The following is a 25,109-nucleotide window of genomic DNA, read 5'->3' on the forward strand; positions in this document are numbered from 1 at the left end:
ATTTTTATTTCGGTGGCTTCAATGAAGATTATTCACTTTGATAAGTTGTTTAAAAATAAAATGATGACGGTGCTGCTGTCAGGCCTGATGGTATTGGTGGCAAGTTACGTTGCTCAGGCGCAGACCGCATCTGTTTCGGGCTCCGTCAATTTGCGGCAGGGACCCGGCGCAAATTATCTACGGATCAGCACATTACCGCGCGGTGCATCAGTGCATATTGATTATTGCCGTGGTGGCTGGTGTCAGGTCAGAAGCAGCTGGGGTATAGGCTGGGTCAGTAGCAGATATTTGCTGCAAGGATATAATTCAGCGCCTGCTTATAGCCAGAGCTATCCTGTGCAGCCACAGGTCACTTTCGGGCTGAATATCGGCTCGGGCTTCTATGATGACGGTGGTTATTATGACTCGTATTACAGGCCGTATTACCGGCCTTATGACCGGCCGTGGTACCGCCCGGGTTACAGATCAGGTTTCAGGCCGGGTTATCGTCCTTATGGACCGCGCTATAATCCGCGACCCTATGGGCGGGAAGGCTGGAACCCACGTTGGGGTGTTGGGCCTGCACATTTTCCGGATGTGAGACGACGCAGATAGCGCAAACAATCCAGACTACAGCATAACTCCTTAAACTTGAATCTGTTTAAGGTAGAATTATGCGTACATATAAAGTGTTATACCAAAACTCCATGAGTATGACTTATGGAGTTTTGGTTAAGCCCGAGTGGTGATTGAACTTTCTCAAGGCTTGGATAGCGTCAGCATCTTGAGCCGCCTTGGTATTAAAGCGAGTGTTGTGCGCCCAAGAGAACGCACAGGCTCTATTGCTACGAATCCCTGCACCGGATTGCGATTCCGTTGCAGGGATTTTTTGTATTTGAGCATATATCTTAACGAATGCACGGAAGCGGTAGCCGCCGCTTGTAACAAATATTAAAATCATATTTCAGAACCTGAAACTCGGTTTGAGCAGGTGGAATTGAGGTGATTTTTTGTGAATAGTATATGTTTTCAATGTGTTGCGCGATTTTGAAGGTTTAATATTTGCCCTTATTTGTTTCTTAATATTGAATATTTTTATTCTGTTCTTTGCCGGAAATCACAAATTTAGTTTTTCTTTAGGTAAAGAAAATTTCAAATTAAGAATTTTTTAAGTATAAATCTTAAAAAAACAGTGGGAGCTTTCGGGTAATACTCCCCGATGAGTGGCTGTCGGCCATTGCCCGATGGGTGGAGCGGGCGAGTTGTGGAATATGCGTATTGACCCTGTTGTGCGGGATGATATGCAGGTAATAGATTAAGGAGAGCTCCAATCCGTAAAGTCAGCACCCTCCTGCTGTTCACTGCGCTGCTGCCGGTTATGGCGGCAACGCCTGCGCATGCTTTTGAGCTCTTTGGAATTAAACTTTGGGGCAAGGACAAGGCTGAAGAAGCCGATGATGTCATTGCTGAACCTAAGCATTATAAAGTGGAAGTTACATCCAGCGGAAACCGTACCAATAAAGACGGTAAAGCTGCTGATGTCGATGATCTGATTAAAGGTGCCTCACGCCTTGTGGCCGATGAGGAAAAAGCAGCGTCGGGCTCCGGCGGACTGCTTGCTAAAGCACGCGGCGATTACCGGCGTTTGCTGATGGCGCTTTATGGCGAAGGTCGCTATGGCGGCACGATCAGCATTAAGCTTGATGGGCAGGAAGTGGCAGATTTACCTGCTGATACGCAATTGCCTGATACGTCCAAGATTGTCATCAGTGTTGATCCGGGGCCGCAGTTCCTTTTCGCGCGCGCCAGTATCACAGAGCTTGCACCGCCGGTTGAGGAACGGCGCAATAAATTGCAGACGCCTGAAGATGCCGGCTTTAAGAGTGGTGAGCTTGCAAAGTCCGGTGCGATCCTGAAAGCGGAGCGTCTGGCTGTTGAAGCCTGGCGCCGTCAGGGCTATGCCAAGGCAAAAGTCACCAATGAAAATATCGTTGCCGACCATGAAGGCAATGTGGTGAATGCGGATATTACGCTGGATCAGGGACGGTTGGCGCATTACGGCCCCGTCACTGTGCAAGGCACAGACCGGATGGATCCGGAATTTGTGACCTATATGGCAGACCTCAAGCCGGGTGAGCAATATGATCCCGCTGATCTGGAACGTACCCGCCGCCGTTTAGCGCGGATGGATGTTTTCCGTTCGACCTCAATTCAGGAAGCGCAGGAAATCAATCGCGACGGCATTCTGCCGATGGATTTGATTGTGCAGGAGCGTAAACCCCGCCGTTTTGGTGTGGGCGCAAATTATTCGACGCTGGATGGTGCAGGGGTGGAAGCCTTCTGGATGCATCGTAACCTGTTCGGCAAGGCAGAGCGTCTGCGCTTTGATGCCAAGGTTAGCGGTATCGGCGGTTCGCAGGATAGCTCCTTTGATCCGAAGAATTTTACCTATGTGCTGGGTACAACTTTCACCAAGCCGGGTGTTTTCACGCCGGATACGGATTTTGTATCCTCGCTGACCGGTAAACGTGAAGTGCTGGATAATTATACCGAGACCTCGGTGAATGGTCAGGCCGGTTTCACGCATATTTTTGATGAATATATGAGCGGACGTCTGTTCGCGAATGTATCGCATGCGCGCTTTGATGATGATTTTTATGGCAAGCGTGACTTCTTCACAGTCGGCATGCTCGGCGGTATTTTGCTGGATAAGCGTGATAATCAGACCAATGCGACATCGGGCTATTATGCGGATGGTGTGATTGAGCCGTTCTATGAAATTAAGAATGGCAGCTTCTCGACCAAATTTACCGCAGAAGGTCGTGGTTATTACGGTTTTGGGGCGGATAACCGTGTTGTGCTTGCCGGTCGGTTGAAAGTCGGCTCGATTGTTGGCGCGGATATGAAAGATCTGCCGCCGGATAAAGTCTTCTTTGCCGGTGGCGGTGGTTCCGTGCGTGGTTATGCCTATCGCAGTATCGGCGTGAAAAAACCGGGCGATGTAGTGATCGGTGGCCGCTCTCTGGTGGAAATGTCCGGTGAAGTGCGTGCCAAAGTCACTGATAGTATCGGTTTGGTCGGGTTTGTTGACGGGGGGTATGTCGGGGAAGAAACGTATCCTGACTTTGCGGAGGATCTGCGTTTGGGGGCAGGTGCGGGCTTGCGTTATGATACCAGCCTCGGGCCAATCCGTTTCGATGTTGCCGTGCCGCTTAACCGCAGCAAAGGTGACTCAAGTTTTGCATTCTATGTCGGCATAGGACAGGCGTTTTGAACCGTTTTCTCGCTTTCGTAGCCACTTTCTTCATCATTCTGCCGCTCGGTATTTATATCGGGGCATCGCTGCTGCCACAGGGCGCGGCAAGTGTCACGACGCCTGCGACCAGCCAGAACAATCCGCCTGTGTCCGGCTCAGCTGATGGTCAGGTCACGCAGACGGATAATCCTGTCTCTGCGCAAGAGGCTGAGGAAGAAAAGTCCTATTTCCTGTCTTTTGTTGAAGAAAAGTTGTCAGGCCCGAACCGCAAGATCAGCTTTTCCGGCATTGAAGGCGTTTTGTCATCTGAGGCTAAAGTCGGCTCGATTACCGTTGCCGACCGCGAAGGTGTCTGGCTGCGTATTAAAGATGCCCAGTTGGTCTGGAGCCGCTTGGCATTGCTGCGCGGCCGTTTGAGCGTTGACACGCTTTCCGCAAAACAGGTCGAATTGATCCGCACACCTCTGCCGGATGAAAGCCTGCCGTCACCGGAAGCGGGCGGTTTTGCTTTGCCGGAATTGCCGCTGGCAATTTTGCTGGGCGAGCTGAATATTGAACGCCTGAAATTCGGACAACAGGTTTTTGGCCTTGAATCCGAAGTCGCGCTGAAAGGCAATCTGACCCTTCAGGATGGCTCCCTGCAGTCGCTGTTTGATATGAACCGCCTTGATGGTCCGGGCGGCACGATCAAGCTGAAAGCAGATTATGCCAATGCGGATCAGAAGCTTGATCTGGATGTGCGCCTAAGCGAACCGGCCAATGGTATTGCCGCTAATCTTTTGAATATTGAAGGCAAGCCGCCGGTTGAACTGGCTTTGAGCGGTGCAGGCAAGCTGGATGATCTGAAAATTGATCTGAAACTGGATGCTGACAGCCAGCGTATTCTGACCGGTCTTTTGACCCTGAACCGCGATGCGAATGGTGCGATTTCCGGACGCGTGTTTAATGCGGATGTTAAAGGCCCGATTGCAACGCTTATTCCGGAAAAATTCCGCGATTTCTTTGGTGCGACTTCCAGTCTTGCTGCCAATGGCCTGATTAAGGATGGCGGTGGCTTCCGTCTGGATAATTTCAACCTTTCCAATGCCGCTTTGCAGGTACAGGCCAAGGCTGAAACTGCCACTGACGGCTTCCTGACACGTTTGAATCTTGATGCGCTGATTTCCGATCAGGAAAAAGGCCGCGTACTATTGCCGGTCAGCGGTGGCGAAACATCGCTGGCTTCTGCCCGTCTGACACTGGATTACGGTGATCGCCAAAGCGGGGACTGGACAGGTAAGCTGCTGGTTGAAGGTCTGCAGGCCGGAGATTTCTCCGCGCAGCAGACTGTGCTGGATATGGGCGGTGCCGCAGAAAATCTGCAGGATGCGCAGAACCGCCATGTCGGTTTCAATATCACCGGTAATGTAACGGGTATTAGTGCAAAGCAGCCTGATATTGCTCAGGCTCTGGGCGATCGTTTTGATCTGGCTGTTCTTGGGGTATGGCGTGCGGGTACACCTGTACAGCTTGAGAAAATGCAGTTCACCGGTAACGGTTTGAGCGCAGCCCTCAAGGGTACAATCGACAAGTTCGTTTATGCCGGCGATATTGCCTTGCAGGCTGATAGTCTGATGCCGTTTTCAGCGCTGGCTGGCCGTTCGCTTGCCGGCAGCATTGATCTGAAGGCCAATGGTACAGTCGCGATGCTGACCGGTGGTTTTGACCTGACGCTTGACGGTACTGCTGAAAATATCAAGACCGGTCAGGATATTGCTGATCGTATTATCAATGGCCGTTCTACGCTGAGCGGTGGTCTGGCACGATCTGAAAGTGGTTTCTCTGCCCGTCAGTTCCGCCTTGGTAATGATGCCAATGCAATTACCGCCAATGGTACTTTCTCCAGCAAAACTGCCGATTTCGATCTGGGCGTTGAGCTTAGTGATATTGCTGATCTCTCAGACAAGGCATCAGGCCCGCTGTCGCTGAAAGCCAGCGCCCGTGGCACAGACAGCCGTATTGCTCTGGCTGCACGTGCGAATGTGCCTTCCGGTATGCTTGAAGGGCGCAAGCTCAATGACGGTTTGCTGGACTTCAACGCGCTGCTTGATGGTTCCGATCCGAAAGTTGCATCGTCCCTGAACGGTAATTTCACCGGTGGTGCTTTCCTCGGTGGCGAAAAGCTTGATCTTGCCGGTACGGTTGCATTGGATGAGCAGGGCAAACGTCTGAGTGATCTGAGCTTCGTTGCCGGTGGTATGCGGATCAGCGGTGATCTGAATATTGGTGACAAGAACCTGATCGCCGGTCGCCTGAAAGTGGATGCACCGGACGTATCAACGGCGGCGGCTCTCTTCCTTGCCAAGGCCAGCGGCAGCATCAATGCGGATATTGATCTGTCTCACGAAGGTGAGCGTCAGAACGCTGTTGTTAAGGCGGATATCCGTAATCTTAAAGTTGAAGACAATGTCATCGGTCAGGCTGCGATTGATGCAACACTGGCAGACTTATTCAACGTGCCGGTTGTTGACGGTACGGTCAAAGCTCAGACAATTCGTGCAGGCACTTTTGAGATCAATACCGTTGATGTGACGGCGCAGGCCAATGGCAGCAAGACAGTCTTTCAGGCTGCAACTGATCTGAAAATCGGTACCAAAGTTAAAGTTGATGGTGCGCTTGAACCGCAAAATGGTGGTTTGCTCTTGTCGCTTAACGATGCTGAGCTGCGTCAGGGTACAATGCTGACCAAGCTGGCACAGCCTGCATCAGTGGGACTTCAAGGCAGCGACGTCAGCTTCAATAATATTATTATGCAGGTCGGCAGCGGCCGTCTGAGCCTCAATGGTGCTTTGGCGGATCGTTTCAATCTGGATGTGAAGCTGGATAACCTGCCTTTAAATGTGGCCAACAGCATTCAGCCGGAGCTGGGGCTGGGTGGTTTAATCAATGGTCAGGCTAAGGTTACCGGTTCACGGGCGCAGCCGGATGTGAATTTTGACATTACCGCGCGTGATGTGATTGCCCGCCAGACCCGCGAACTTGGCATCGGTGCATTGAATGCAACGGCCAAAGGCATATCCAGTCAGAACCGTCTGAAAGTGGACAGCCGCATTACCGGTGGTAATGGTCTGGACACCCGCATCAATGGTTTTGTGCCGCTCGGCACAGATAAGTCTGCCGGTGCGCTGGATGTGAGCGTTGATCTGGCCAATCTGCCGCTGGCCTTGCTCAATGGCGTGGTTAAAGACCAGAATCTCGGTGGTAATGTTACCGGCACTGCCAAAGTGAGTGGTGCGCTGACCAATCCGTCTGCTGAGTTTAATCTGAATGGCCGCTCGCTGAGTGCAAAGCCGCTGGTTGAAACCGGTCTTGCACCACTGAATCTGAAAGCCGCTGGGCGTTATGGCGATAAGATCGTCAATATCACTTCGCTGGCGATTGATGGCCCGCAAAATCTGAGTGTAACTGCACAGGGGCGTATACCTCTGGCTGGCAGTGGTTTGGGCATTGATGTGACTGGTCAGATTCCGCTGGCACTTGCCAATCGTTTTCTGGCTGATCGCGGTGCGCAGGCAAGCGGTACGCTGGCTCTGACCGCCAATGTCACCGGTGCTTTCGACAATCCGCAAATCCGCGGTATGTTCTCGACAAGCGGCGCACAGATGGTTGATCCTGAGACCAATGTCCGTCTCAACAACATCACCATCAATGGCAGCATGGACGGTCAGACAATTCGCCTGCGCAATGCAAGCGCAGCACTGTCTACCGGTGGTTCAATCAATGCGGACGGCACAGTCTCAATCAATGCCGCGCAGAACTTCCCGGCTGATCTGCGGATCAATTTCAACAAGGCACGCTATGCGGACGGCTCGATGGTGGTTGCGACCATCAATGGCGGTCTGACGATTACCGGTGGCCTGCTGCGCGATCCGCTGATTGCCGGTAAGATTGAAATTGAACGCGCTGAAATCACCGTGCCGGAAAGCATGGGCGGTGGCGGTGCCAATATTGATGTGCGCCATACCCATACACCAGCCTCTGTGTTGATGACGTTGCAGCGCGCCAAAGTGGAAACCCGCACCAAAGGTGCAGCACCTGTGCCGACATCACGTCCGACTGTGCCGCAGCTGGATGTGCGTGTGATTGCACCGAACCAGATTTTTGTTCGTGGCCGTGGTTTGGATACAGAACTGGGTGGCGCGGTGCGTCTGACTGGTCCTGTTACCAATGTGAAGCCGGTTGGTGCTTTTGAACTGCTGCGTGGTCGTCTGGATATTCTGACCCAGCGTGTTACCTTTGATGAAGGCCGTGTGACGCTGATCGGGGATTTGAACCCGCAATTGTATTTTGTTGCCCGCACCGATGGCGGCGATATTACAGTGCTGGTGACCGTGCAGGGTACAGTGGATAATCCGGATATTAAATTCTCGTCCGAGCCGGAGCTGCCGCAGGATGAAGTTCTGGCACGTTTGATCTTCAAGCGCTCAATGTCGGAACTGTCAGCCTTCCAGATTGCACAGCTTGCCGCCGCAGCTGCCGAGCTTGCAGGTGGTAAAAACGCCAATCTGCTCGGCGCTCTGCGTCAGGGCGTGGGGCTGGATGATCTGGATGTGGTGACCGACAGCAAGGGCAATGCGGCAGTGCGTGCCGGTAGCTATATCCGGGATAATATTTATCTCGGCGTTGAGGCCAGCGGTGTGGACGGCACTAAGGGAACAATCAATCTGGATATTACCCGCAATCTGAAAGCCAAGGGCTCGGTCAGCAGCACAGGTGATTCCGGTATGGGTGTGTTCTACGAAAAAGATTATTAGAGCGCCGTGTGCCAGATTTGGCACACAAAGGTCGCTCTAACACTTTAAAAGTAGAGCATAATTTTACCTTAAACTGATCCAAGTTTAAGGAATTATGCTCTAAAGCATTTGCGAGCCAAAAATGCGAAGCGCCTCCGCAGGGAAATCAGTTCGCCGGACTGATTTCCTTTCCTGCTGCGCTCACTTTCAATGAAGCGAGAAGCCGGTGCTGCAAAGCGCCGGCTTTTTTTTATATTATAGTAAACCAACGACACTCGGGATTAATGGAATCTCAACTATGCGGGCGCACAATCTTGACCTCAAACAAATTTAAGGTCGCACTGAGTATGGCAAAGCAGGGTGATAGGTTGAACCGTCGCATTTTTCTGACCGGTATTGGTGCCTTTGGTCTTGCAGGCTGTTCCCAGTCTCTGGATATGTCGGCATTCCAGCCGGATATTGATATGTCATCTACGGGCAGCGTTATGCGCCCGCAAATCAGCGTTGATAAGGGCGTCACCAGTAATGAGGTGATGTATGCGGCTGTTCATGAGAATGGATATGCGCTGCCCGCTATTCCTTATGAAAAAGTGCCGAAACAGTTTCGCCGTCAGATCGTACCCGATCCGACCGGTGAGGCACCGGGCACCATTGTTGTCCGGCTGAATGAGCGTTTTCTTTATCTGGTTCTGCCGGGCGGTGAGGCTATGCGTTATGGCATCGGCGTCGGGCGGGCAGGCTTTGAGTGGTCAGGCCGCGCCAATGTGCAGTATAAAAAGCAATGGCCGCGCTGGACACCACCGCCGGAAATGATCAAGCGTCAGCCAGAACTGGAAAAATACCGCAATGGTCAGGAACCGGGGCCGACAAATCCGCTTGGTGCGCGGGCATTTTATATTTTCCGCAATGGCGTTGATACCGGCTACCGTATTCACGGCAATCCGGAATGGTGGTCGATCGGGCAAGCCATGTCATCGGGCTGTGTGCGTTTGATGAATCAGGACATTATTGATTTGTATGATCGCGTGCAGGGTAAAGCACCGATCGTAGTTCAGGCCTGATACTTTGCCTTGAAGATAAAAAGACAAAAGCCGCGCTTTTCAACGCGGCTTTTTTGTTGTCTTGGGAGGACAGCAATGAATATAGAAATGAATTATAAAAAGAGCGTCTGAAATAAATAAGGTTAGTGAATAGCCTGATTTGTCTGGCTGTTCTGTGCCACGACAACCAGACCCGGCACATTTTTCACGGCTTCCTCAGTCATGCTGAGAAAATGAAATTTCTGTTGTTGCTGGATTGGGTTCGGCGCAACAAAGATCGCTGCTGTGAGCAGAAATGCAGCCATAATTCCTAAGCGCTTTTCAGTTTTTGCATTCATGGTTTTAGTCCTGTTCGTTTTGCCCTTGGCTTGCGAGCGCTCGCCCGGCTCTATGGGCTGAAATCATGGTAAAGTTATGAAAACCTCTGCGGTTTTCACATCAGTGAAATGTTTTGTAGCCAGCCGGTGAGAGAACACAGGCAACGGCATAATGCGGGATTGGCAGCAGTACCTGATCCAGATCGGTCATAGTCTGCGCATAATCCTGCGCGGCCTTTTTGACTTCCGCGATACGGCTGCTGCAAACTAGTGCATCAAGGCAGACATCACGGGTTGTGTCGTCGCCATTCTGCAAAGCAGAGATCAGTCCCATCAGCAGGCATTCTTCGCGGCAGATATGCATCGAACCGTAAGGAAAGGCTTTGAGCTGACAAGCTGCGCAAAAATGCAGGGTGCGGATGAAGTGGGAAAGTTCGGTCACCGCACGCTTGGCTTTATCAAGACCAAGTTCCTGCGTGTAAACTGTCCAGGCCATTTCCCACGGAATAACTGATCCGGTTTCAAAACCGGCCGTCCAGTGGCGGTAGCCTTCAAGCACCAGCTTTTCAGCCTGTCGCTCGAAATAATGGCTGGATGTTTCAAAGAGATTTGTTACCTGCATATTCATAGCTGACGTCCTGACTGCAACGGACGCGAAAGAGCGATGAATATGCGTCGCGGCTGCGGGCGCGACGAGAGTACCACCCTTGGGCGGTAGAGTGCCTGACCAAACATAGGTCCTCCAATAGAGCGGGTTCAAGGCCCAAACATCAAAGGTTGAATTTATTGCCACGAGCTGGGGGAACGCTCCCTCTCTGCTCTGACGAATGGAATATGCCGGTGAAAATGGTTGATTGTCAAACCTAATTTCCACGGATTTTTTAGAAAAATGTTCTTAATTCAATAGCTTAGAATAATTCCAGACTATTTTACTCAAGTTATAAATCTAAAAACGCAAGCTATCTATATGAAACCGTACAGATTTTGCTTGATTGTCGCAGGAGGCCGGATTGCAGTGCATTCCGGCCTGATTTTATCTCTCTGCGACGTCGCGCCTCACGCATTTGATGTGAAACAGAGCCTGCGTGAGGAACAACAACCAGAATCAGCCCTTAGTGATGGCTGTGCGCACCAGCTTTATCGTTCGAACCCTTAGCCGGATTCACGTGAAACGATAAATTAACCTTTCCTGCTTTTTCAAATTCCAGTTCCACATTGACTGCTTCACCTTCTTTGAACGGCTTGGCCAGATCCATAAACATAATATGGAAGCCGGTCGGTGCCAGTGTCACGGTCTGACCGGCAGGAATGGTCAGTGGTTCGCTCAGCTTGCGCATTTTCATGATATTGTCCTTCATGGACATTTCATGAATTTCCAATTTACCGGCAGCATCAGTCTTACCACCGATCAGGCGGTCATCTTCTTTGCCATTGTTGGTGATGACAACATAACCACCGGCCACACGAGCGTTCGGAATTGTTGCAACGCTATGCGCCTTGGAAAGCGACAGATCGCCTACGGTCACGGCATCAACTGCTTTATCGCCATGCATATCGTGGGTGCCATGGCCGTCATGCGCTGAATGATCGGCAGCAGCAACTGTCACATTCAGCTGCGGTGCAGGGTTTTTTAGATCATGCGGGTTCTGGCCTTCAGCAGCAATATCCGTCCAGTTTTCTGTTTTGCCATCTTCGCAGGTCTGCACAGTCGGGAAGGACAAAGCGGTGTCCTTATCAAAAGAGGCAAGCTTGCCGACAAAAGCAAATTCATCATAGAAATCGCTTGGCAGTTTGCCACCTTTCCAGATGATTTCAGTCACGCCGTTCTTTACGTCTTTGCCGTAAAGTTTGTAGCTGTGCTGATAATCGGATTTGACAGTTTCAATGTCCCAACCGGCTTTTAACTGCGGTTGTGCCGCGATAAAGCCTTCCGGAATTTTAACGCTGACCTGTGTGGTTGCAGCAGCGCCACAACCATGCGGGATTTTGAGAACAGCTTTATAAGAGCTTTCGGCAGCGGCTTGCGGTGTTGCAAGCGAAACATGTGCCTGTGCCAGTCCGGCTGTGCCGAGGATAAGGGCAGAGACGCAGAGCGGAGTAAAAATCGTTTTCATCATTATATTCCTTGCAAAGATCAGACTTTCTGTGCCGCATTTGTGCAGCCGGAAGTCTGGAACGTGCGAACGCGTATGACAGATCAATCTCGATATCAGAGATACGCGGGTTCTAGAGCGCGGCGTGCCATACTTGGCACACAAAAGTCGCTCTAACACTTTCAAATGAGAGCATAATTTTACCTTAAACTGATCCAGGTTTAAGGAATTATGATCTAATCAGGCAAGGAGAGGTGGTGCTTGCGGCGGGGCAGCGGGCGGATAATCGCGGGCGCGGGGCAGAACATAAGCCGTACGTCTGACGCTGTCGCTCGTATCTTTGGTAACGACAGGGCCGCCGGTAGCGGGCGGCATCACCAGTGCAAAACCTGCTGAGATACGGCAGGCCTCACAATCAGCCATCATATTGTGGCTCTTGTGATGCTGGTCAGATGCGGCGCTATTTTCAGAAACGCAGATTGAAACAATACTGCCATCCGGCATTGTTTCATAACGGATGAAAACCGGATCAGCTGCTGTGCCGCTCTTCATGGTCATTTGCAGCAGCGGCGCACTGACATCAACCGGCTTATGGGCAAAAGACAACAAAACAAGCGCCAATACGCATAAAATGCGTATCCATACTTGTTTGTTTTTCGTTGTCTGAACCATCATCCGCCAATATATGCCATGAAATATTTTATGCCTTTTTACCGTGAGATTGACCGGAAAGAAAGAGCTTTGCTAGGCGTTCACCGGAGATGCAGTGGGTATGCCTCACGATGTCACAGAGGTTTACGCAGAAAGCGGTGAAGATAACTTTCTCTTAAAGGGAAAATCATTTAACGATGCTACAGGAAATGCTGGTTGCAGGGTAACCTGTTGTTCCGGCGATAATGAACAGATTTTGCGACGGGGTGTGAGACATGTCACAGATCACGAAAGACGTGGTACTGGCTCAGCTGAAACAGGTCACAGGACCGGATTTTGAAGGTGATGTTGTCAGCCTCGGGTTGGTTTCCGATATTTTCATCGCTGATAATAAAGTCTTCTTTTCTATCACCGTTCCTTCTGATCGTGCGCAGGCGATGGAGCCGTTGCGTCTGCGGGCAGAGAAACTGGTGAAGGATATTCCGGGTGTGGCCGGTGCGCTGGTCACTTTAACGGCCGAACGCAAAGGCGGTCGCACCAGCGATGACGCTCCGCAGAGCCGCCCAAAACCGGTTTCGCCGCCGGCACCGCAGCCACGCCCTGCAGCACATGCGCATGCCGCACCGCAGCCACAGGCAAAACCGGGCATTCCGGGGGTGGGTAAGATTATCGCCGTTGCTTCAGGCAAGGGTGGCGTGGGCAAATCCACCACTTCGGTCAATATTGCGGTCGGGCTTCAGGCGCTCGGGCTTAAAGTCGGTATTCTTGATGCCGATATTTACGGCCCGTCCATGCCGCGTCTGCTTGGCATTTCCGGCAGACCGGAAACGGTCAATGGCCGTATCATGAAGCCGATGAGCAATTACGGCCTCAAAGTCATGTCGATGGGCTTTCTGGTAGAAGAAGAAACCCCGATGATCTGGCGTGGCCCGATGGTGATGTCGGCGCTCAATCAGATGATGCGAGAAGTGGAATGGGGTAATCTCGACGTGATGGTCGTGGATATGCCGCCGGGCACCGGCGATGCACAGCTGACCATGGCGCAGCAGGTGCCGCTGGCCGGTGCGGTGATTGTTTCAACACCACAGGATCTGGCACTGATTGATGCCCGTAAAGGCTTGAATATGTTTAACAAGGTCAATGTGCCGCTGCTCGGCATTGTTGAGAATATGAGCTATTTCATCGCGCCGGATACTGGCAAACGCTATGATATTTTTGGTCATGGCGGTGCGCAGCGCGAGGCTGAGCGGCTGAATGTACCTTTCCTCGGCGCTGTGCCGCTGGATATGCAAATCCGCGAATTGTCGGATGCAGGTATGCCGATTACGGTTAAGGAACCGGATAGCCCGCATGCCCAAATCTATCGTGATATTGCTGCGAAAGTTTGGTCTCAGGTCAGCGGTGGCTCAACCCGCGCTGCGCCAAAGATCGTGTTTGAATAACAGATGATGAAATTAAAAAAAGGCCTGCAATGCAGGCCTTTCTATTATGAGTATTGCTGAGTAGTTTACAGGTCTTTGGCCATGAAAATCCGGCTCGTTCCTTCTGGCTTGCAGGGGATTTCACCAAACCTGCGCCATCCGTTTCGCTCATAAAAACCCGGCGCCTGAAAACTGATCGTATAAAGTACTGCAGACTTACAGCCGCGTTTACGGCCTTCTTCTTCGGCCATTTGCAGAATGCGACTGCCGAGACCTGATCCTCGATGCGCTGCAGGAATATAAAAAAGATCGAGAAATAACAGCCCTAGTGATGTTCTGCCTGTTAAGCCACCCAGAATTTCTCCGGTCGCGGGATCTTTGGCGATAACCGCAAGAGGGTGCCGGTCATTTATGCCTATAATTTCATCATTAAAGCTGTTTAAGCCCGCCGAAATTATATCGATTATTTCCTTGTCTGGCGCATCTGTCGTAATAAGGATCGGATTTTCATCGGACATAAGTTGCTCTTTCAGTTTTGTTAAATTGACAGGAAACAAAAAAAGAACAACTTATCCGTCAAGCCTCTGCTTTATACAATCACAATTTTGCTCAGACACAACAATCAGGTAATAACGCTTGGTTTTTCACGGCCGGTATAGCGGGTGATCTCCGTAAGCTCAGCTGCTGCTGCGATCTGCGATGTGAGTGCGCTTTGCGTTTCCAGATCATGTTTGCTGCTGTCGGCTTCATAGCGCTCCAGATAGATGCGGATGGTTGCGCCTGCTGTGCCGGTGCCGGACAGCCGCACCACTAAACGGGAACCGCCCTCAAACAGAATACGGATACCCTGATGTTTGCTGATCGAATGATCGACCGGATCATGATAGGCAAAATCATCAGCTGCTTCTACAACCATGCCCTGCACAGCTGTGCCTTTAAGAGCAGGCAGTTTTGCACGTAATGCATCCATCAGTGCATTGGCGCCATCGGAAGCAACTTCCTCATAGTCATGACGGGAATAATAATTGCGGCCATAGGTCTGCCAATGTTCATGCATAATCTCGGCGACAGACTGTTTGCGTACGGCCAGAATATTCAGCCATAACAGAACTGCCCACAATCCGTCTTTTTCGCGCACATGGTCAGAGCCGGTTCCGGCACTTTCTTCGCCGCAAATAGTAACAAGACCGGTATCCAGTAGATTGCCAAAGAATTTCCAGCCGGTCGGTGTTTCATGCATGCCGATCTTCAGCTTTTCCGCTACACGATCAGCAGCACAGCTGGTTGGCATGGAGCGGGCAATACCGGCAATGCCTTTGCTATAGGCCGGAGCCAGATGGGCATTGGCAGCCAGCACAGCCAGAGAATCTGACGGGGCAATATACATGCCCTTGCCGATAATCAGATTGCGGTCGCCGTCACCATCCGATGCTGCGCCGAAATCCGGTGCATGATCGGACATCAGCTCTTCATAAAGCTCATGCGCATAGACAATATTCGGATCAGGGTGATGACCGCCGAAGTCTTCAAGCGGGACTGCATTGAAAACGCTGCCGGCTTTGGCGCCAAGACGCTTTTCAAAAATCTCTGTCGCATAGGGGCCGGTCACCGCATGCATGGCATCAAAGCGCATGGTGAAGCCTGATTGCAGCAGATTGCGGATGGCGGCAAAGTCAAACAGGCCTTCCATCAATGCGGCATAATCTTTAACCGGATCAATGATCTCCACTACCGTATCACCGATCTGATGCGTGCCGAGCGTATCAATATCGATATCAGCGCAATCAGCAATTTTATATTGGGTGATGGTTTTGGAATGTTCAAAAATCGCTTCGGTCAGCTTTTCCGGTGCAGGGCCGCCATTACTGATATTGAATTTGATCCCAAAATCGCCCTGCGGTCCGCCTGCATTGTGGCTGGCAGAAAGAATAATACCGCCAAAAGCCTTATTCTGACGGATCAGATTGGAAGCCGCAGGCGTTGAGGTAATGCCGCCTTTGCCTACAAGAATACGGCCAAAACCATTGGCTGCTGCAATCTTGATGACACTCTGGATGACTTTGCGATTAAGGTAACGGCCGTCACCGCCCAGCACCAGTGTTTTGCCCTGAAAATTCTCCAGACTGTCAAAAGTCGACTGGATGAAATTCTCGGCATAATGATCCTGCGCAAATACGGTCACTTTTTTACGCAGACCGGAAGTGCCGGGCTTTTGATCTGTAAAAGGCGTGGTACTGATGATTTTAACAGTCATGGTCTGGCTCTGTCCCGACAAAGAAGGCTCTCGTAAAAGATAAATGCACATGGAATAAACAAGTTGCATTTTTAACGGATATTATAGGCAGTCGTGTGAAACATGCGTAAATGATTTCATAGAATAACCGGTTTATTGTTCAAATTTGGTAAGACAGCTTTATTCTATGTGTTTAAAGAATGTGTGAGCTAAAAGTGCGAAGTGCCTCCGCAGGGAAATCAGTTCGCCGGACTGATTTCTTTTCCTGCTGTGATGCGTCGGATAATGCGCAAAAACAAATGGTTACAGCGGTTCCGACAAGTCAGTATTAACTGGAACAGCTGTAACAACTCTCTTTTTTCAAAGAGATACCGGATAATGAGAGATTGGCGGCGGGATGACTGAGGCACCGGTGTTAAAACGCGCAGAATTGGCTGCTAAAATTCTGGCTTCAAGAGCAGCAAAGAGACCGACACGGTTTATTGTTGCAATAGCTGGTGCGCCCGCTGCCGGAAAATCAACATTAGCCGAAGCGCTCTGCGCTGAAATCAATACTCTGTCGGCTTCAGAATTGTGCGTTGTCGTGCCGATGGACGGCTTTCATTATGATAATGCCATTCTCGATGCCCGTGGTGATAGGGCGCGTAAAGGCGCGCCGCATACTTTTGATGCGGCAGGGTTCAGGGTTCTGCTTTCGCGCCTGAAACAGGAGAGCGGTGATATCGCCATTCCGGTTTTTGATCGCTCACAGGATTTGGCGCGCGCAAGCGCGGCTTTGGTAACGTCACAACATCGGATATTGCTGGTAGAGGGCAATTATGTGCTGCTGGATCAGCCGGTCTGGCGCGATCTGCGGCAATATTTTGATCTGAGCCTTTTTCTGGATGTGCCTTTTGCCACGCTGGAACAGCGTCTTATTCAGCGTTGGCTGGATCACGGAGCGGATATGGACGCTGCGAGAAATCGCTCCCTTTCCAATGATATTCCCAATGCGCTGACGGTCACCCGGCAGTCTTATCCCGCAGACTTTATCTTGCAGGATTAAAACTTTCCTGTAGGTTTCTGTTATTCACGAATTCAAAATTTAAGAGAATACAGATGTCCGATAAGCTGATCTTTCCTGCGCACCCGCCGGTTACACTCCCGATTGAGGGGAGCGATCAGCGCTTTCCTGTTCACCGTATCTATTGCGTCGGGCGCAATTATGCAGACCATGCGCGGGAAATGGGACATGATCCGGATCGCGAACCGCCGTTTTTCTTCCAGAAAAATCCGGATAATCTGGTGGCAGATGGCGGCAATTTCCCTTATCCGCCGCTGTCTAATGATGTGCATCATGAAATTGAGCTGGTTGTTGCCCTTCATAAAGGCGGAAAAAACATTCCGGCTGCCGAGGCCAATGACCATATTTACGGCTATGCGGTTGGTCTTGATATGACGCGGCGCGATCTGCAGGGACTGGCTAAAAAGCAAGGCCGTCCATGGGAAACAGGCAAGGCTTTTGAACAGTCTGCCCCATGCTCTGCATTGGTGCCTGTAAGCCGTATCGGTCATCCGAACTCAGGCGCTATCTGGCTGAAAATTAATGGAAAAACAGTTCAGGAAGGCGATATTAACCAGCTGATCTGGTCAATACCGGAAACCATTGCTGTATTGTCCACTCTTTATGAATTGCAGGCCGGTGATCTGATCTTTACCGGCACGCCTGCGGGTGTCGGACCGGTTGCCCGTGGTGATGTTCTCGAAGGTGGTGTTGACGCTATCGGACATTTGACAACAAAAGTTGTCTGATTGTTTTAGCGCTTGCTGCATTTTCAGGCTGGTCTCATGGGCGGAATCTCTGTAACTATTAACCAACCATGAGACAGGGTCCTCATTCTTCGGGACTTTGTGACGACTTTTGACTGCATGAGCGATACGAAAGCTGGCTTGCGTTTAATCAATGCGCCCTGACGGATCGCTGCTTACGTTTGTAAAAGACGATTTATTCTGTCTGCAAGCGAAGACAACAAAAAGGATCGCCCGATGGCATTCGAAGAGATCAAAGCAGAAATCGCTTTGCTGTTTGAGCAGATGGTCAACCAGCCGGAAGATACGCACGAACTGGCTGAAACCATTCGTGAAAAGCTCAATACAATGCGCGCCAGTGGTCTGCCCTTGCCGGAAGATCTGGTTGAGTTGGAAAAACGTCTCAACAGCGATTTGGGTGTCTGATGCGACTTTCTGTTTTGGCATTTCGCTCTGTTCTTCTGCTGTCCGGTGCCGTTGCGCTTTCTGCCTGCACCACGACCAATAATGGCCCTAAAACGGCCGGAACAGCAACTGCAACACCGGCTGTTGATGCTGCTGTAGCTGATATGGCGAAAGCCGTCGGAGCACCTGCAGAGGCTGCCACGATTGATGCCAATCCGGATGGCAGCGCTAAAGGCGCAACAATTGCCGCTTCTGCCTATGCGGCAGAAAATGGTAATGCAGCACAGGTCGTTGCACTTGCGACGACAGAAAGTGCGGATCCTGTTCTGCCTGCTGCTGTGCCATTACCAATGTTCCGCCAGACCGCGACTGAAGCTTTGATCGCAACCGCTACGCCGTCTTTGTCTGCCGATGGCCATAATACACCGGGTGAAGTGAAATATACCGGTGTTACCAAATCCGGTACGGCCAATCATCTGGTTGAGCAGCGTGCCGAGATTGCCTCAAACAGCAAACCGGAACTGCATAATCTGATCGGACAATATGCTGCGGCCTATCAGGTGCCGGAACGTCTGGTACACCGCGTTGTACAACGTGAGAGCCGTTATAACCCGATTGCACGCAACGGCCCGTATTTCGGTCTGATGCAAATCAGCCATGCGACTGCACGCGGCATGGGTTATCAAGGCAATGCGCAAGGCTTGCTCAACGCCAATACCAATCTGCGCTATGCGGTTAAATATCTTGCCGGTGCCTATAAAGTTGCTGGCGGCAATGAAACGCAGGCTGTCAGGCTCTATGCCCGTGGCTATTATTATGATGCCAAGCGTCAGGGGCTTTTGGAAGAAACCGGATTGCGTAAAGGGCCGGATTCAATTCGCACCGCTTTCATTGAGCCGGGTCAGACTGCACCCGCAACGGTCGCTAATGTTGCGCAGACCGATCCGATGACCACGCAATCCGTTGCTAAAGCGAAAAAATCCGCACGCGTGCAACCGAATAAGCGCGATTTCAGCCAACGCTGATCCGACAGTTTTATAAGTTTCAAAACCGCCCGCTTCCTTGTGAAACGGGCGGTTTTTTATTGCGACCTGACTTAGGTGTGCTGTTGTTACAGCACGGTCATTTTGTCGTCATGAATTTATAATCAATCTGGCGCATGATGTTTTTGATCTAAGTTATTCAGTCATGCAGATATTGCGCAGGTTGTTGAACGTGAACCAGATTTTACAAAAAGCAGAAGCCTCTGTTGCGCGTCTTTATGACAGCGCGGAATTATGGGCAGATGGCATTGTCCATGTTGTTGGTGTGGCGCTGGCCATTGGCGGTGCCGCAGCGATGTTGTGGTATTTCGCCGGACAGATTTCGCCGCTGATCTATGTTTTGAGTCTCGTGGCCACGCTGACGATTTCAGCAATTTATAATATCTGGCCGGTTTCACCGGTGAAACAGTTTCTCCGCCGTTTCGATCACTCGATGATCTATGTGCTGATTGCCGGAACCTATACGCCCTTTATTATGAAGATGGGCGAGGGGGCTGGCTGGCATTTGAGCTTAGTCTGGCTGATTGCCTTCTGTGGTATTGCGCTGAAACTGACAATGCCCGGTCGTTTTGACCGCTTGGCAATTCTGCTCTATCTGGCACTCGGCTGGAGCGGCGTGCTGATCTATGATCAGTTGTTGCAGTTTCTGTCCATGCCGGTCGTGATGCTGATCGCAGCAGGCGGCATTATTTATTCGCTCGGCGTTATCTTCCATGTCTGGGAGCGTCTGCGCTTCCAAAACGCAATTTGGCACGGCTTTGTCGTAGCAGGGGCTAGTCTCCACTACGGTGCCGTCTTTCTCGCCGTTCACTAGAGAATTTCGGCTCTGGCGGTCTGCAAATGGCAATTTCCTCCGATCCGGTGCTCATGTACCTTAGAGTACATTCCGCTCCGGTTCTCGAAAATCACCATTTTCGCCACGCCATAACCAAAATTCACGTCGCGCTATTTAGAGCATTTCACAGTTAATTTGGATCAACTTGGACAGTCCGGGATAATGCGACAAACAAAAGAAACTAGAGCAAGCGCTATGATTCAATCTGAACATAACCTGCTTTGGAAATAGTCATAAAAAAACAGCCGGATCACTCCGGCTGTTTTGATTTTTTATAGATTAGCTGACCTGATTAGCCGCGGTTGCGGGCTGCCAGTGTGCGCAGACGCAGTGCATTGAGCTTGATGAAGCCCGCAGCATCTTTCTGGTCATATGCGCCGTGATCATCTTCAAATGTCACCAGCTTGTCGGAATAGAGCGACTTATCGCTTTCACGGCCGGTAACAATCACATTGCCCTTGTAGAGCTTCAGTGTCACTTCACCTTCAACGTGACGCTGGCTGAGATCGATTGCAGCCTGCAACATTTCACGTTCCGGCGAATACCAGAAGCCATAATAGATCAGTTCCGCATAGCGTGGCATCAGTTCATCTTTAAGATGCGCTGCACCGCGATCCAGCGTAATGCTTTCAATCGCACGATGTGCTGCCAGCAGGATGGTGCCGCCCGGTGTTTCATAAACACCGCGGGATTTCATGCCAACGAAACGGTTTTCAACGAGGTCAAGACGACCGATACCATTGTCGCGGCCGTAATCATTGAGTGCGGCCAGCAATGTGGCAGGCGACATGCGTACGCCATTGATCGAAACTGCATCACCGCGCTCAAAGCCGACTTTGATGATGGTGGCTTTGTCCGGCGCAGCTTCCGGCGAAATCGTGCGCATATGCACATATTCAGGAGCTTCAACAGCCGGATCTTCCAGCACTTTACCTTCTGAAGAAGAATGCAGCAGGTTGGCATCAACGGAGAATGGCGCTTCGCCCATCTTGTCTTTTGCCACTGGGATCTGGTGTTTTTCAGCAAAGTCGAGCAGGTCTGTACGGCTCTTGAACGACCAGTCGCGCCAAGGAGCGATGATCTTGATGTCAGGATTGAGCGCATAGGCAGACAGTTCGAAACGAACCTGATCGTTACCTTTACCGGTTGCGCCATGCGCAATCGCATCAGCACCGGTCTTTTTAGCAATCTCGATAAGGTGCTTGGAGATTAATGGGCGGGCAATCGAGGTGCCGAGCAGGTAAACGCCTTCATAAACAGCATTGGCGCGGAACATCGGGAAAACGAAATCGCGGACGAATTCTTCACGCACATCTTCAACGAAGATTTCTTTAATGCCGAGCATTTCAGCTTTTTTGCGTGCCGGTTCCAGCTCTTCACCCTGACCAAGATCAGCCGTAAAGGTAACAACCTCAGCATTGAGCTCAGTCTGCAGCCATTTCAGAATGATTGAAGTATCGAGGCCGCCGGAATAGGCGAGCACGACTTTTTTAACGTCTTTCCAGTTGTTCATTTTATGCATCCAGTACGTGCCGGTACGGCATCTGAGAGTTTTCCGCATCGCTGCGGGCAAAAATTCTGCCTTTTCTTTTATCATCTCAATAAGGCGAAGCAAGACGTCTTATTGTAGAAGTTGGTATGAAGTGAAAATTTACACGGCTAAGCATGAAAGCAGTTTCAGAGAATAAATATCTGCGTTAGTTTGGCCAAACTTAACCTCTTCGGGGCGCATCCATGTCATTTTTAGATACTCTGACTTTTATACCAGACTGGCCGGTATTGGTTCAGTTCGCCATTGCCACTTTTATCCTGTCGATTACACCGGGCCCTGATATGACATTGTTCGTCGGGCGCGCTTTGTCGGAAGGCCGGGCTGCCGGCTTCGCCTGTCTGGCTGGTGCTTCCAGCGGCATTGTTATCCATACGACAATGGTGGCGATTGGTTTGTCTGCGCTGATTATCGCATCACCAAGTGCCTTCTGGGTGCTGAAAGTTGTTGGTGCCGGTTATCTGGTGTTTTTGGCAGTGCAGGCTCTGCGCAAAGGCTCAGCCTTCTCGCCGGAAAAAGGCAGCGGTAAAAAACACACGATGTTTCAGAACTGGGCAACGGGCTTAGGGATTAATCTGCTGAACCCGAAAATCATCTTGTTCAATATGACATTCTTGCCGCAATTCGTTTCTGCGCATGATCCGCATGCTCCGGGAAAGCTGTTCTTCCTCGGCCTGTCTTTCATTCCGCTGAGCTTGCCGGTGGTGGTGCCAATGATTTTGGCTGCCGATAAGTTTGCCGGTCTTTTGAAGAAAAATCCGACGGTTACGCGCTGGGTGGATTATATTTTTGCCGGTGTTTTTTCGGTTTTCGCATTGAAAATTCTGCTGGCCGAAGGCAAGTAATCGCAGCATGTATCCCAAAAGTGGATACCGATTTTGGGGAAAAGACATGCGTAAAATAAAAAGATAGAGCATTTCGAATGATTCAATTTATACGCGAAATGCTCTAAAGAAAAGTTATTTGGTTTCCGGTGTCTTTTTGCCGGAAACCATATTCGTCCAGCGCCCAGATACCAGCCAGTAGACGAAACCGCCGGTAATACCGGCAGCAGCAATGCTCATCAGCATCACTGCTTCATCGACGTTTTTTACATCCGGCTCAAAGCCTGCAACGAAGAGTATAATACCGGAGATCATGCCGCCAAGACTATAAAACAAGCTGTCGCGCTTGTTGAAGTATTCACCGCTTGCGATGAGTATGAGAGCAGGCCAGAAGGCGAGATAGCCGACAATAATGGCCATGAACGGTGTGGCAACAAACAACCCTGCGCCGAAGCCATATTCAAAACCATCATTGATAATATCCGGCAAGAAGCCGATGGTTGCCAGAAGCAGCACATTAAGCAAAAAGCCTGCAGCCAGAACGGCACAGCCATAGCCAAAAAGAATGACTGTGAACCGGCCGATCAGTTGCAGGCATTTATCCATATGATAATTGCTCTTAATCTTCGCCGTGATTGGCAATCATCATGGCTTCAAAAGCCAGACGTTCGGTTTTGCGCATACGCTCGGATTCCGATTTCAGCTGACCACAGGCTGCGAGAATATCGCGGCCGCGTGGTGTGCGGATCGGGGATGCATAGCCTGCTGCATTCACATAGTCAGCAAAGCGTTCAATCTGTTCCCAATCCGAACACTGGTAGTTGGTGCCCGGCCACGGGTTGAAAGGAATGAGGTTGATCTTGGCCGGAATGCCTTTGAGCAGCTGTACCAGTTTCTTAGCATCATCCAGACTGTCATTGACGTCTTTGAGCATCACATATTCAAAGGTGATACGCTTGGCATTCGACAGGCTCGGATAAGCGCGACAGGCTTTAATCAGCTCTTCCAGCGGGTATTTCTTGTTGATCGGCACCAGCATGTCGCGCAGATCATCGCGCACCGCATGGAGCGAGATCGCCAGCATAACGCCGATTTCTTCACCGGTGCGGTAGATTTCAGGCACAACACCGGAAGTGGAAAGCGTGATACGGCGTTTTGAAAGAGACAGGCCATCACCATCGGAGGCAATGAGCAATGCCTTTTTCACTTCTTCGAAATTATAAAGCGGCTCACCCATGCCCATCATCACGATGTTGGTGATCTTGCGGCCTTCCGCAGGTACAATCGCACCATCGGGTGTGTTGGCTTCAGGGAAATCACCAAGCCGGTCGCGGGCGGTAAGAAGCTGCGAGAGAATTTCTTCAGCTGTCAGGTTGCGTACCAGTTTCTGGGTGCCGGTATGGCAGAAAGAACAAGTAAGGGTACAGCCGACCTGAGAGGAAATGCACAGCGTGCCACGGCCTTCTTCCGGGATATAAACACATTCGATTTCAACCGGACGACCGGCACCACGCGGTGGAAAGCGAAACAGCCATTTGCGTGTGCCGTCGGTGGAGATTTGCTCTTCCACAACTTCCGGACGGGCAATTGTATAGTCTTTGGTCAGAGCTGCGCGGAGATCTTTGGAGATATTGGCCATATCGGCAAAATCCGAAACACCGCGCACATAGAGCCAATGCCAGATTTGCGCGATGCGCATTTTAACCTGTTTAGGGGCTATGCCTGCTTCCAGCAGAACCTCACCCAGTTCCTCACGGGAAAGCCCGATCAGTGTCGGCTTTGGTGCCAGCATTGCACGGGCATTGGCAGCCAGTGCATCGCGGGTCTGAGGCGTGGTAAGGTCATAAGAAATAGACATCGGTTTTACTTAAGGCTCACAATTGCATAGCCGCATCAGAAGGACGACAAGCCCTGATTTGAAACTGATAGAACGGCACTGTTGCATGATTTACGGGGGGCTGTTTTCACCTTGAGGCCGAAAAACACCCTGAAGTACGGCCTCATAGCATGGAAATGGCGCTACGTCACGCTTTTATCAAGAGCTGTGGTTTGCGACTTTTTTGTCTTTGTTTCAGAAATGCAAAAAGCCGGACATGAATCCGGCTTTTAAACTTTTCAGATTGGCTACCGCTTTAGAGGCATTTTTTGGCCAGCCTGCTTTAGAGACATTTTCTGACCAGCCCGCTTTAGAGGCATTTTTTGGCCAGCCCGCTTTAGAGGCATTTTTTGGCCAGCCCGCTTTAGCGGCATTTTTGAATAGCAGCGAGCGCTGCTGAAATACCTTTGAGGGAATAGGTATAAGTGGTTTTTGTGCCGCGTTTTGATGCAGCATTCACAACCATGTCAGAGCCGCCGCGCATAGCAGCAATCAGCTTAGGCTCTTCCGCAGCGTTTTCCATCCAGCCGGATTTGCCGTTGGTAAACATGTTAAAGCGCGCATTGCCGATAGTGACGACGACTTTTGTATTGGCCTGCAGCTCATAGCCAGCCATAAATTGCGGCTCAAAAGATACATTCTGGCCTGGCTTCTGACTGACGAGGAAGAAATTATCTCCGTGGTCAACAGATGCAGGCTGTTTCTGGGTCGGGACAGACAGGACATAGCATACTTTACCGTTGCCCGACTGATAGCTGTATGCGCCCCAGGCGTTGAACTGGCTGATCTGGCTCGGAGACTGGGCAAGCGCACTGCCTGCCATAGCCATTGTGAACACAGAAGCCGCGACGATCGATTTTCCAAGCATAGGTCCTACCGGTTCTCTTTCGTTTTGCTTCAAACTCAAAATTCGGGAAACATGCCGTTTAAAGCACGCCCCGCTTGTTTGTCTTAATTTGACTTAATCTGGGTTACCAAACCGTGAAGTTTTGAGATAAAGGAGTAGTTTTTCTGCACAATATGCAGA

21 protein-coding genes are annotated in these 25,109 nt (G+C 50.8%); 11 read left to right on the top strand and 10 right to left on the bottom strand.

Translation table 11 applies throughout. The features are described from left to right. The first annotated feature begins 21 nt into the window (after positions 1–21). From QUF18_RS01610 to QUF18_RS01625, 4 genes are all read left to right on the top strand, one after another. Positions 22–594 carry an SH3 domain-containing protein gene (locus QUF18_RS01610; protein WP_289384671.1) on the top strand — a complete coding sequence of 191 codons (573 nt, stop codon included), beginning with the start codon at positions 22–24 and terminating at the stop codon, positions 592–594. A gap of 763 nt (positions 595–1,357) precedes the next feature. Beyond that, the gene (locus QUF18_RS01615; protein WP_289384672.1) at positions 1,358–3,253 is read left to right on the top strand and encodes an autotransporter assembly complex protein TamA; all 1,896 of its coding nucleotides are present in this window, start codon (positions 1,358–1,360) and stop codon (positions 3,251–3,253) included. Further along, on the top strand, positions 3,250–8,028 hold the full coding sequence (locus QUF18_RS01620) for a translocation/assembly module TamB domain-containing protein (RefSeq protein ID WP_289384674.1): 4,779 nt from the start codon (positions 3,250–3,252) through the stop codon (positions 8,026–8,028). Before QUF18_RS01615 ends, QUF18_RS01620 begins: the two co-directional genes overlap by 4 nt. Before the next feature lie 326 nt (positions 8,029–8,354). Further along, complete coding sequence (locus QUF18_RS01625; RefSeq protein ID WP_289384676.1) at positions 8,355–9,068, top strand: L,D-transpeptidase; 714 nt, start codon at positions 8,355–8,357, stop codon at positions 9,066–9,068. 122 nt (positions 9,069–9,190) lie between these two features. On the opposite strand, the gene QUF18_RS01630 is transcribed toward QUF18_RS01625, so the two are convergent. From QUF18_RS01630 to QUF18_RS01645, 4 genes are all read right to left on the bottom strand, one after another. Beyond that, the gene (locus QUF18_RS01630) at positions 9,191–9,385 is read right to left on the bottom strand and encodes a hypothetical protein (protein WP_289384680.1); all 195 of its coding nucleotides are present in this window, start codon (positions 9,383–9,385) and stop codon (positions 9,191–9,193) included. A gap of 100 nt (positions 9,386–9,485) precedes the next feature. Next, positions 9,486–9,992 (bottom strand): hypothetical protein, encoded by a 507-nt coding sequence (locus tag QUF18_RS01635; protein WP_289384682.1) that lies wholly within the window; start codon positions 9,990–9,992, stop codon positions 9,486–9,488. A gap of 484 nt (positions 9,993–10,476) precedes the next feature. Then, complete coding sequence (locus QUF18_RS01640) at positions 10,477–11,481, bottom strand: DUF1775 domain-containing protein (protein WP_374806446.1); 1,005 nt, start codon at positions 11,479–11,481, stop codon at positions 10,477–10,479. 216 nt (positions 11,482–11,697) lie between these two features. Beyond that, positions 11,698–12,132: a DUF2946 family protein gene (locus QUF18_RS01645; protein ID WP_289384685.1), complete on the bottom strand. Its 435-nt coding sequence runs from the start codon at positions 12,130–12,132 to the stop codon at positions 11,698–11,700. Between the two features lie 251 nt (positions 12,133–12,383). Here QUF18_RS01645 and QUF18_RS01650 point away from each other — a divergent pair, with 251 nt between their 5' ends. Next, positions 12,384–13,550: an Mrp/NBP35 family ATP-binding protein gene (locus tag QUF18_RS01650; protein ID WP_289384687.1), complete on the top strand. Its 1,167-nt coding sequence runs from the start codon at positions 12,384–12,386 to the stop codon at positions 13,548–13,550. 65 nt (positions 13,551–13,615) lie between these two features. On the opposite strand, the gene QUF18_RS01655 is transcribed toward QUF18_RS01650, so the two are convergent. Further along, positions 13,616–14,047 carry a GNAT family N-acetyltransferase gene (locus QUF18_RS01655; RefSeq protein WP_289384688.1) on the bottom strand — a complete coding sequence of 144 codons (432 nt, stop codon included), beginning with the start codon at positions 14,045–14,047 and terminating at the stop codon, positions 13,616–13,618. Positions 14,048–14,151: 104 nt separating this feature from the next. After that, a complete protein-coding gene (locus QUF18_RS01660; protein ID WP_289384689.1) occupies positions 14,152–15,783 on the bottom strand; it encodes an alpha-D-glucose phosphate-specific phosphoglucomutase in 1,632 nt (543 codons plus the stop codon). Positions 15,784–16,159: 376 nt separating this feature from the next. On the opposite strand from QUF18_RS01660, the gene QUF18_RS01665 reads away from it, so the two are divergent. From QUF18_RS01665 to trhA, 5 genes are all read left to right on the top strand, one after another. After that, positions 16,160–16,807, top strand: a complete 648-nt coding sequence (locus tag QUF18_RS01665) for a nucleoside triphosphate hydrolase (protein ID WP_289384690.1) — start codon at positions 16,160–16,162, stop codon at positions 16,805–16,807. A gap of 53 nt (positions 16,808–16,860) precedes the next feature. Beyond that, a complete protein-coding gene (locus QUF18_RS01670; protein WP_289384691.1) occupies positions 16,861–17,553 on the top strand; it encodes a fumarylacetoacetate hydrolase family protein in 693 nt (230 codons plus the stop codon). A 234-nt stretch (positions 17,554–17,787) separates the two neighbouring features. Continuing rightward, positions 17,788–17,976 carry a hypothetical protein gene (locus QUF18_RS01675; protein ID WP_289384692.1) on the top strand — a complete coding sequence of 63 codons (189 nt, stop codon included), beginning with the start codon at positions 17,788–17,790 and terminating at the stop codon, positions 17,974–17,976. After that, positions 17,976–18,980: a lytic transglycosylase domain-containing protein gene (locus QUF18_RS01680; protein ID WP_289384693.1), complete on the top strand. Its 1,005-nt coding sequence runs from the start codon at positions 17,976–17,978 to the stop codon at positions 18,978–18,980. The genes QUF18_RS01675 and QUF18_RS01680 overlap by 1 nt, the downstream gene beginning before the upstream one ends. Before the next feature lie 190 nt (positions 18,981–19,170). After that, positions 19,171–19,812: a PAQR family membrane homeostasis protein TrhA gene (gene trhA, locus QUF18_RS01685; protein ID WP_374806445.1), complete on the top strand. Its 642-nt coding sequence runs from the start codon at positions 19,171–19,173 to the stop codon at positions 19,810–19,812. Positions 19,813–20,125: 313 nt separating this feature from the next. On the opposite strand, the gene QUF18_RS01690 is transcribed toward trhA, so the two are convergent. Further along, the gene (locus QUF18_RS01690) at positions 20,126–21,346 is read right to left on the bottom strand and encodes an argininosuccinate synthase (protein ID WP_289384694.1); all 1,221 of its coding nucleotides are present in this window, start codon (positions 21,344–21,346) and stop codon (positions 20,126–20,128) included. Positions 21,347–21,567: 221 nt separating this feature from the next. Between QUF18_RS01690 and QUF18_RS01695 the strand changes: the two genes are divergently transcribed. Beyond that, positions 21,568–22,227, top strand: coding sequence for a LysE family translocator (locus QUF18_RS01695; protein ID WP_289384695.1), 660 nt, complete (start codon positions 21,568–21,570; stop codon positions 22,225–22,227). Between the two features lie 114 nt (positions 22,228–22,341). Here QUF18_RS01695 and QUF18_RS01700 read toward each other — a convergent pair whose 3' ends face one another. The 3 genes from QUF18_RS01700 to QUF18_RS01710 all read right to left on the bottom strand — a co-directional run bounded on the left by QUF18_RS01700 (position 22,342) and on the right by QUF18_RS01710 (position 24,950). Continuing rightward, positions 22,342–22,812, bottom strand: coding sequence for a hypothetical protein (locus tag QUF18_RS01700; protein ID WP_289384696.1), 471 nt, complete (start codon positions 22,810–22,812; stop codon positions 22,342–22,344). A 13-nt stretch (positions 22,813–22,825) separates the two neighbouring features. Further along, entirely contained in the window at positions 22,826–24,064 is a 1,239-nt protein-coding gene (rlmN, locus tag QUF18_RS01705; protein ID WP_289384697.1) for a dual-specificity RNA methyltransferase RlmN, read from the bottom strand. Between the two features lie 382 nt (positions 24,065–24,446). Next, positions 24,447–24,950, bottom strand: coding sequence for an invasion associated locus B family protein (locus QUF18_RS01710; RefSeq protein WP_289384698.1), 504 nt, complete (start codon positions 24,948–24,950; stop codon positions 24,447–24,449). Positions 24,951–25,109: the final 159 nt, after the last annotated feature.

The organism is Pseudochrobactrum kiredjianiae (assembly GCF_030362795.1).
In the GTDB taxonomy this organism is placed as follows: Bacteria; Pseudomonadota; Alphaproteobacteria; order Rhizobiales; family Rhizobiaceae; genus Pseudochrobactrum; species Pseudochrobactrum kiredjianiae.

Bases quoted from the DNA above. Each gene is read 5' to 3' on its own strand.
- QUF18_RS01610 (WP_289384671.1), top strand. From the start codon at position 22: ATGAAGATTATTCACTTTGATAAGTTGTTTAAAAATAAAATGATGACG.
- QUF18_RS01615 (WP_289384672.1), top strand. From the start codon at position 1,358: ATGGCGGCAACGCCTGCGCATGCTTTTGAGCTCTTTGGAATTAAACTT.
- QUF18_RS01625 (WP_289384676.1), top strand. From the start codon at position 8,355: ATGGCAAAGCAGGGTGATAGGTTGAACCGTCGCATTTTTCTGACCGGT.
- QUF18_RS01630 (WP_289384680.1), bottom strand. From the start codon at position 9,385: ATGAATGCAAAAACTGAAAAGCGCTTAGGAATTATGGCTGCATTTCTG.
- QUF18_RS01635 (WP_289384682.1), bottom strand. From the start codon at position 9,992: ATGAATATGCAGGTAACAAATCTCTTTGAAACATCCAGCCATTATTTC.
- QUF18_RS01640 (WP_374806446.1), bottom strand. From the start codon at position 11,481: ATGATGAAAACGATTTTTACTCCGCTCTGCGTCTCTGCCCTTATCCTC.
- QUF18_RS01645 (WP_289384685.1), bottom strand. From the start codon at position 12,132: ATGATGGTTCAGACAACGAAAAACAAACAAGTATGGATACGCATTTTA.
- QUF18_RS01650 (WP_289384687.1), top strand. From the start codon at position 12,384: ATGTCACAGATCACGAAAGACGTGGTACTGGCTCAGCTGAAACAGGTC.
- QUF18_RS01655 (WP_289384688.1), bottom strand. From the start codon at position 14,047: ATGTCCGATGAAAATCCGATCCTTATTACGACAGATGCGCCAGACAAG.
- QUF18_RS01660 (WP_289384689.1), bottom strand. From the start codon at position 15,783: ATGACTGTTAAAATCATCAGTACCACGCCTTTTACAGATCAAAAGCCC.
- QUF18_RS01665 (WP_289384690.1), top strand. From the start codon at position 16,160: ATGACTGAGGCACCGGTGTTAAAACGCGCAGAATTGGCTGCTAAAATT.
- QUF18_RS01670 (WP_289384691.1), top strand. From the start codon at position 16,861: ATGTCCGATAAGCTGATCTTTCCTGCGCACCCGCCGGTTACACTCCCG.
- QUF18_RS01675 (WP_289384692.1), top strand. From the start codon at position 17,788: ATGGCATTCGAAGAGATCAAAGCAGAAATCGCTTTGCTGTTTGAGCAG.
- QUF18_RS01680 (WP_289384693.1), top strand. From the start codon at position 17,976: ATGCGACTTTCTGTTTTGGCATTTCGCTCTGTTCTTCTGCTGTCCGGT.
- QUF18_RS01690 (WP_289384694.1), bottom strand. From the start codon at position 21,346: ATGAACAACTGGAAAGACGTTAAAAAAGTCGTGCTCGCCTATTCCGGC.
- QUF18_RS01695 (WP_289384695.1), top strand. From the start codon at position 21,568: ATGTCATTTTTAGATACTCTGACTTTTATACCAGACTGGCCGGTATTG.
- QUF18_RS01700 (WP_289384696.1), bottom strand. From the start codon at position 22,812: ATGGATAAATGCCTGCAACTGATCGGCCGGTTCACAGTCATTCTTTTT.
- rlmN (WP_289384697.1), bottom strand. From the start codon at position 24,064: ATGTCTATTTCTTATGACCTTACCACGCCTCAGACCCGCGATGCACTG.
- QUF18_RS01710 (WP_289384698.1), bottom strand. From the start codon at position 24,950: ATGCTTGGAAAATCGATCGTCGCGGCTTCTGTGTTCACAATGGCTATG.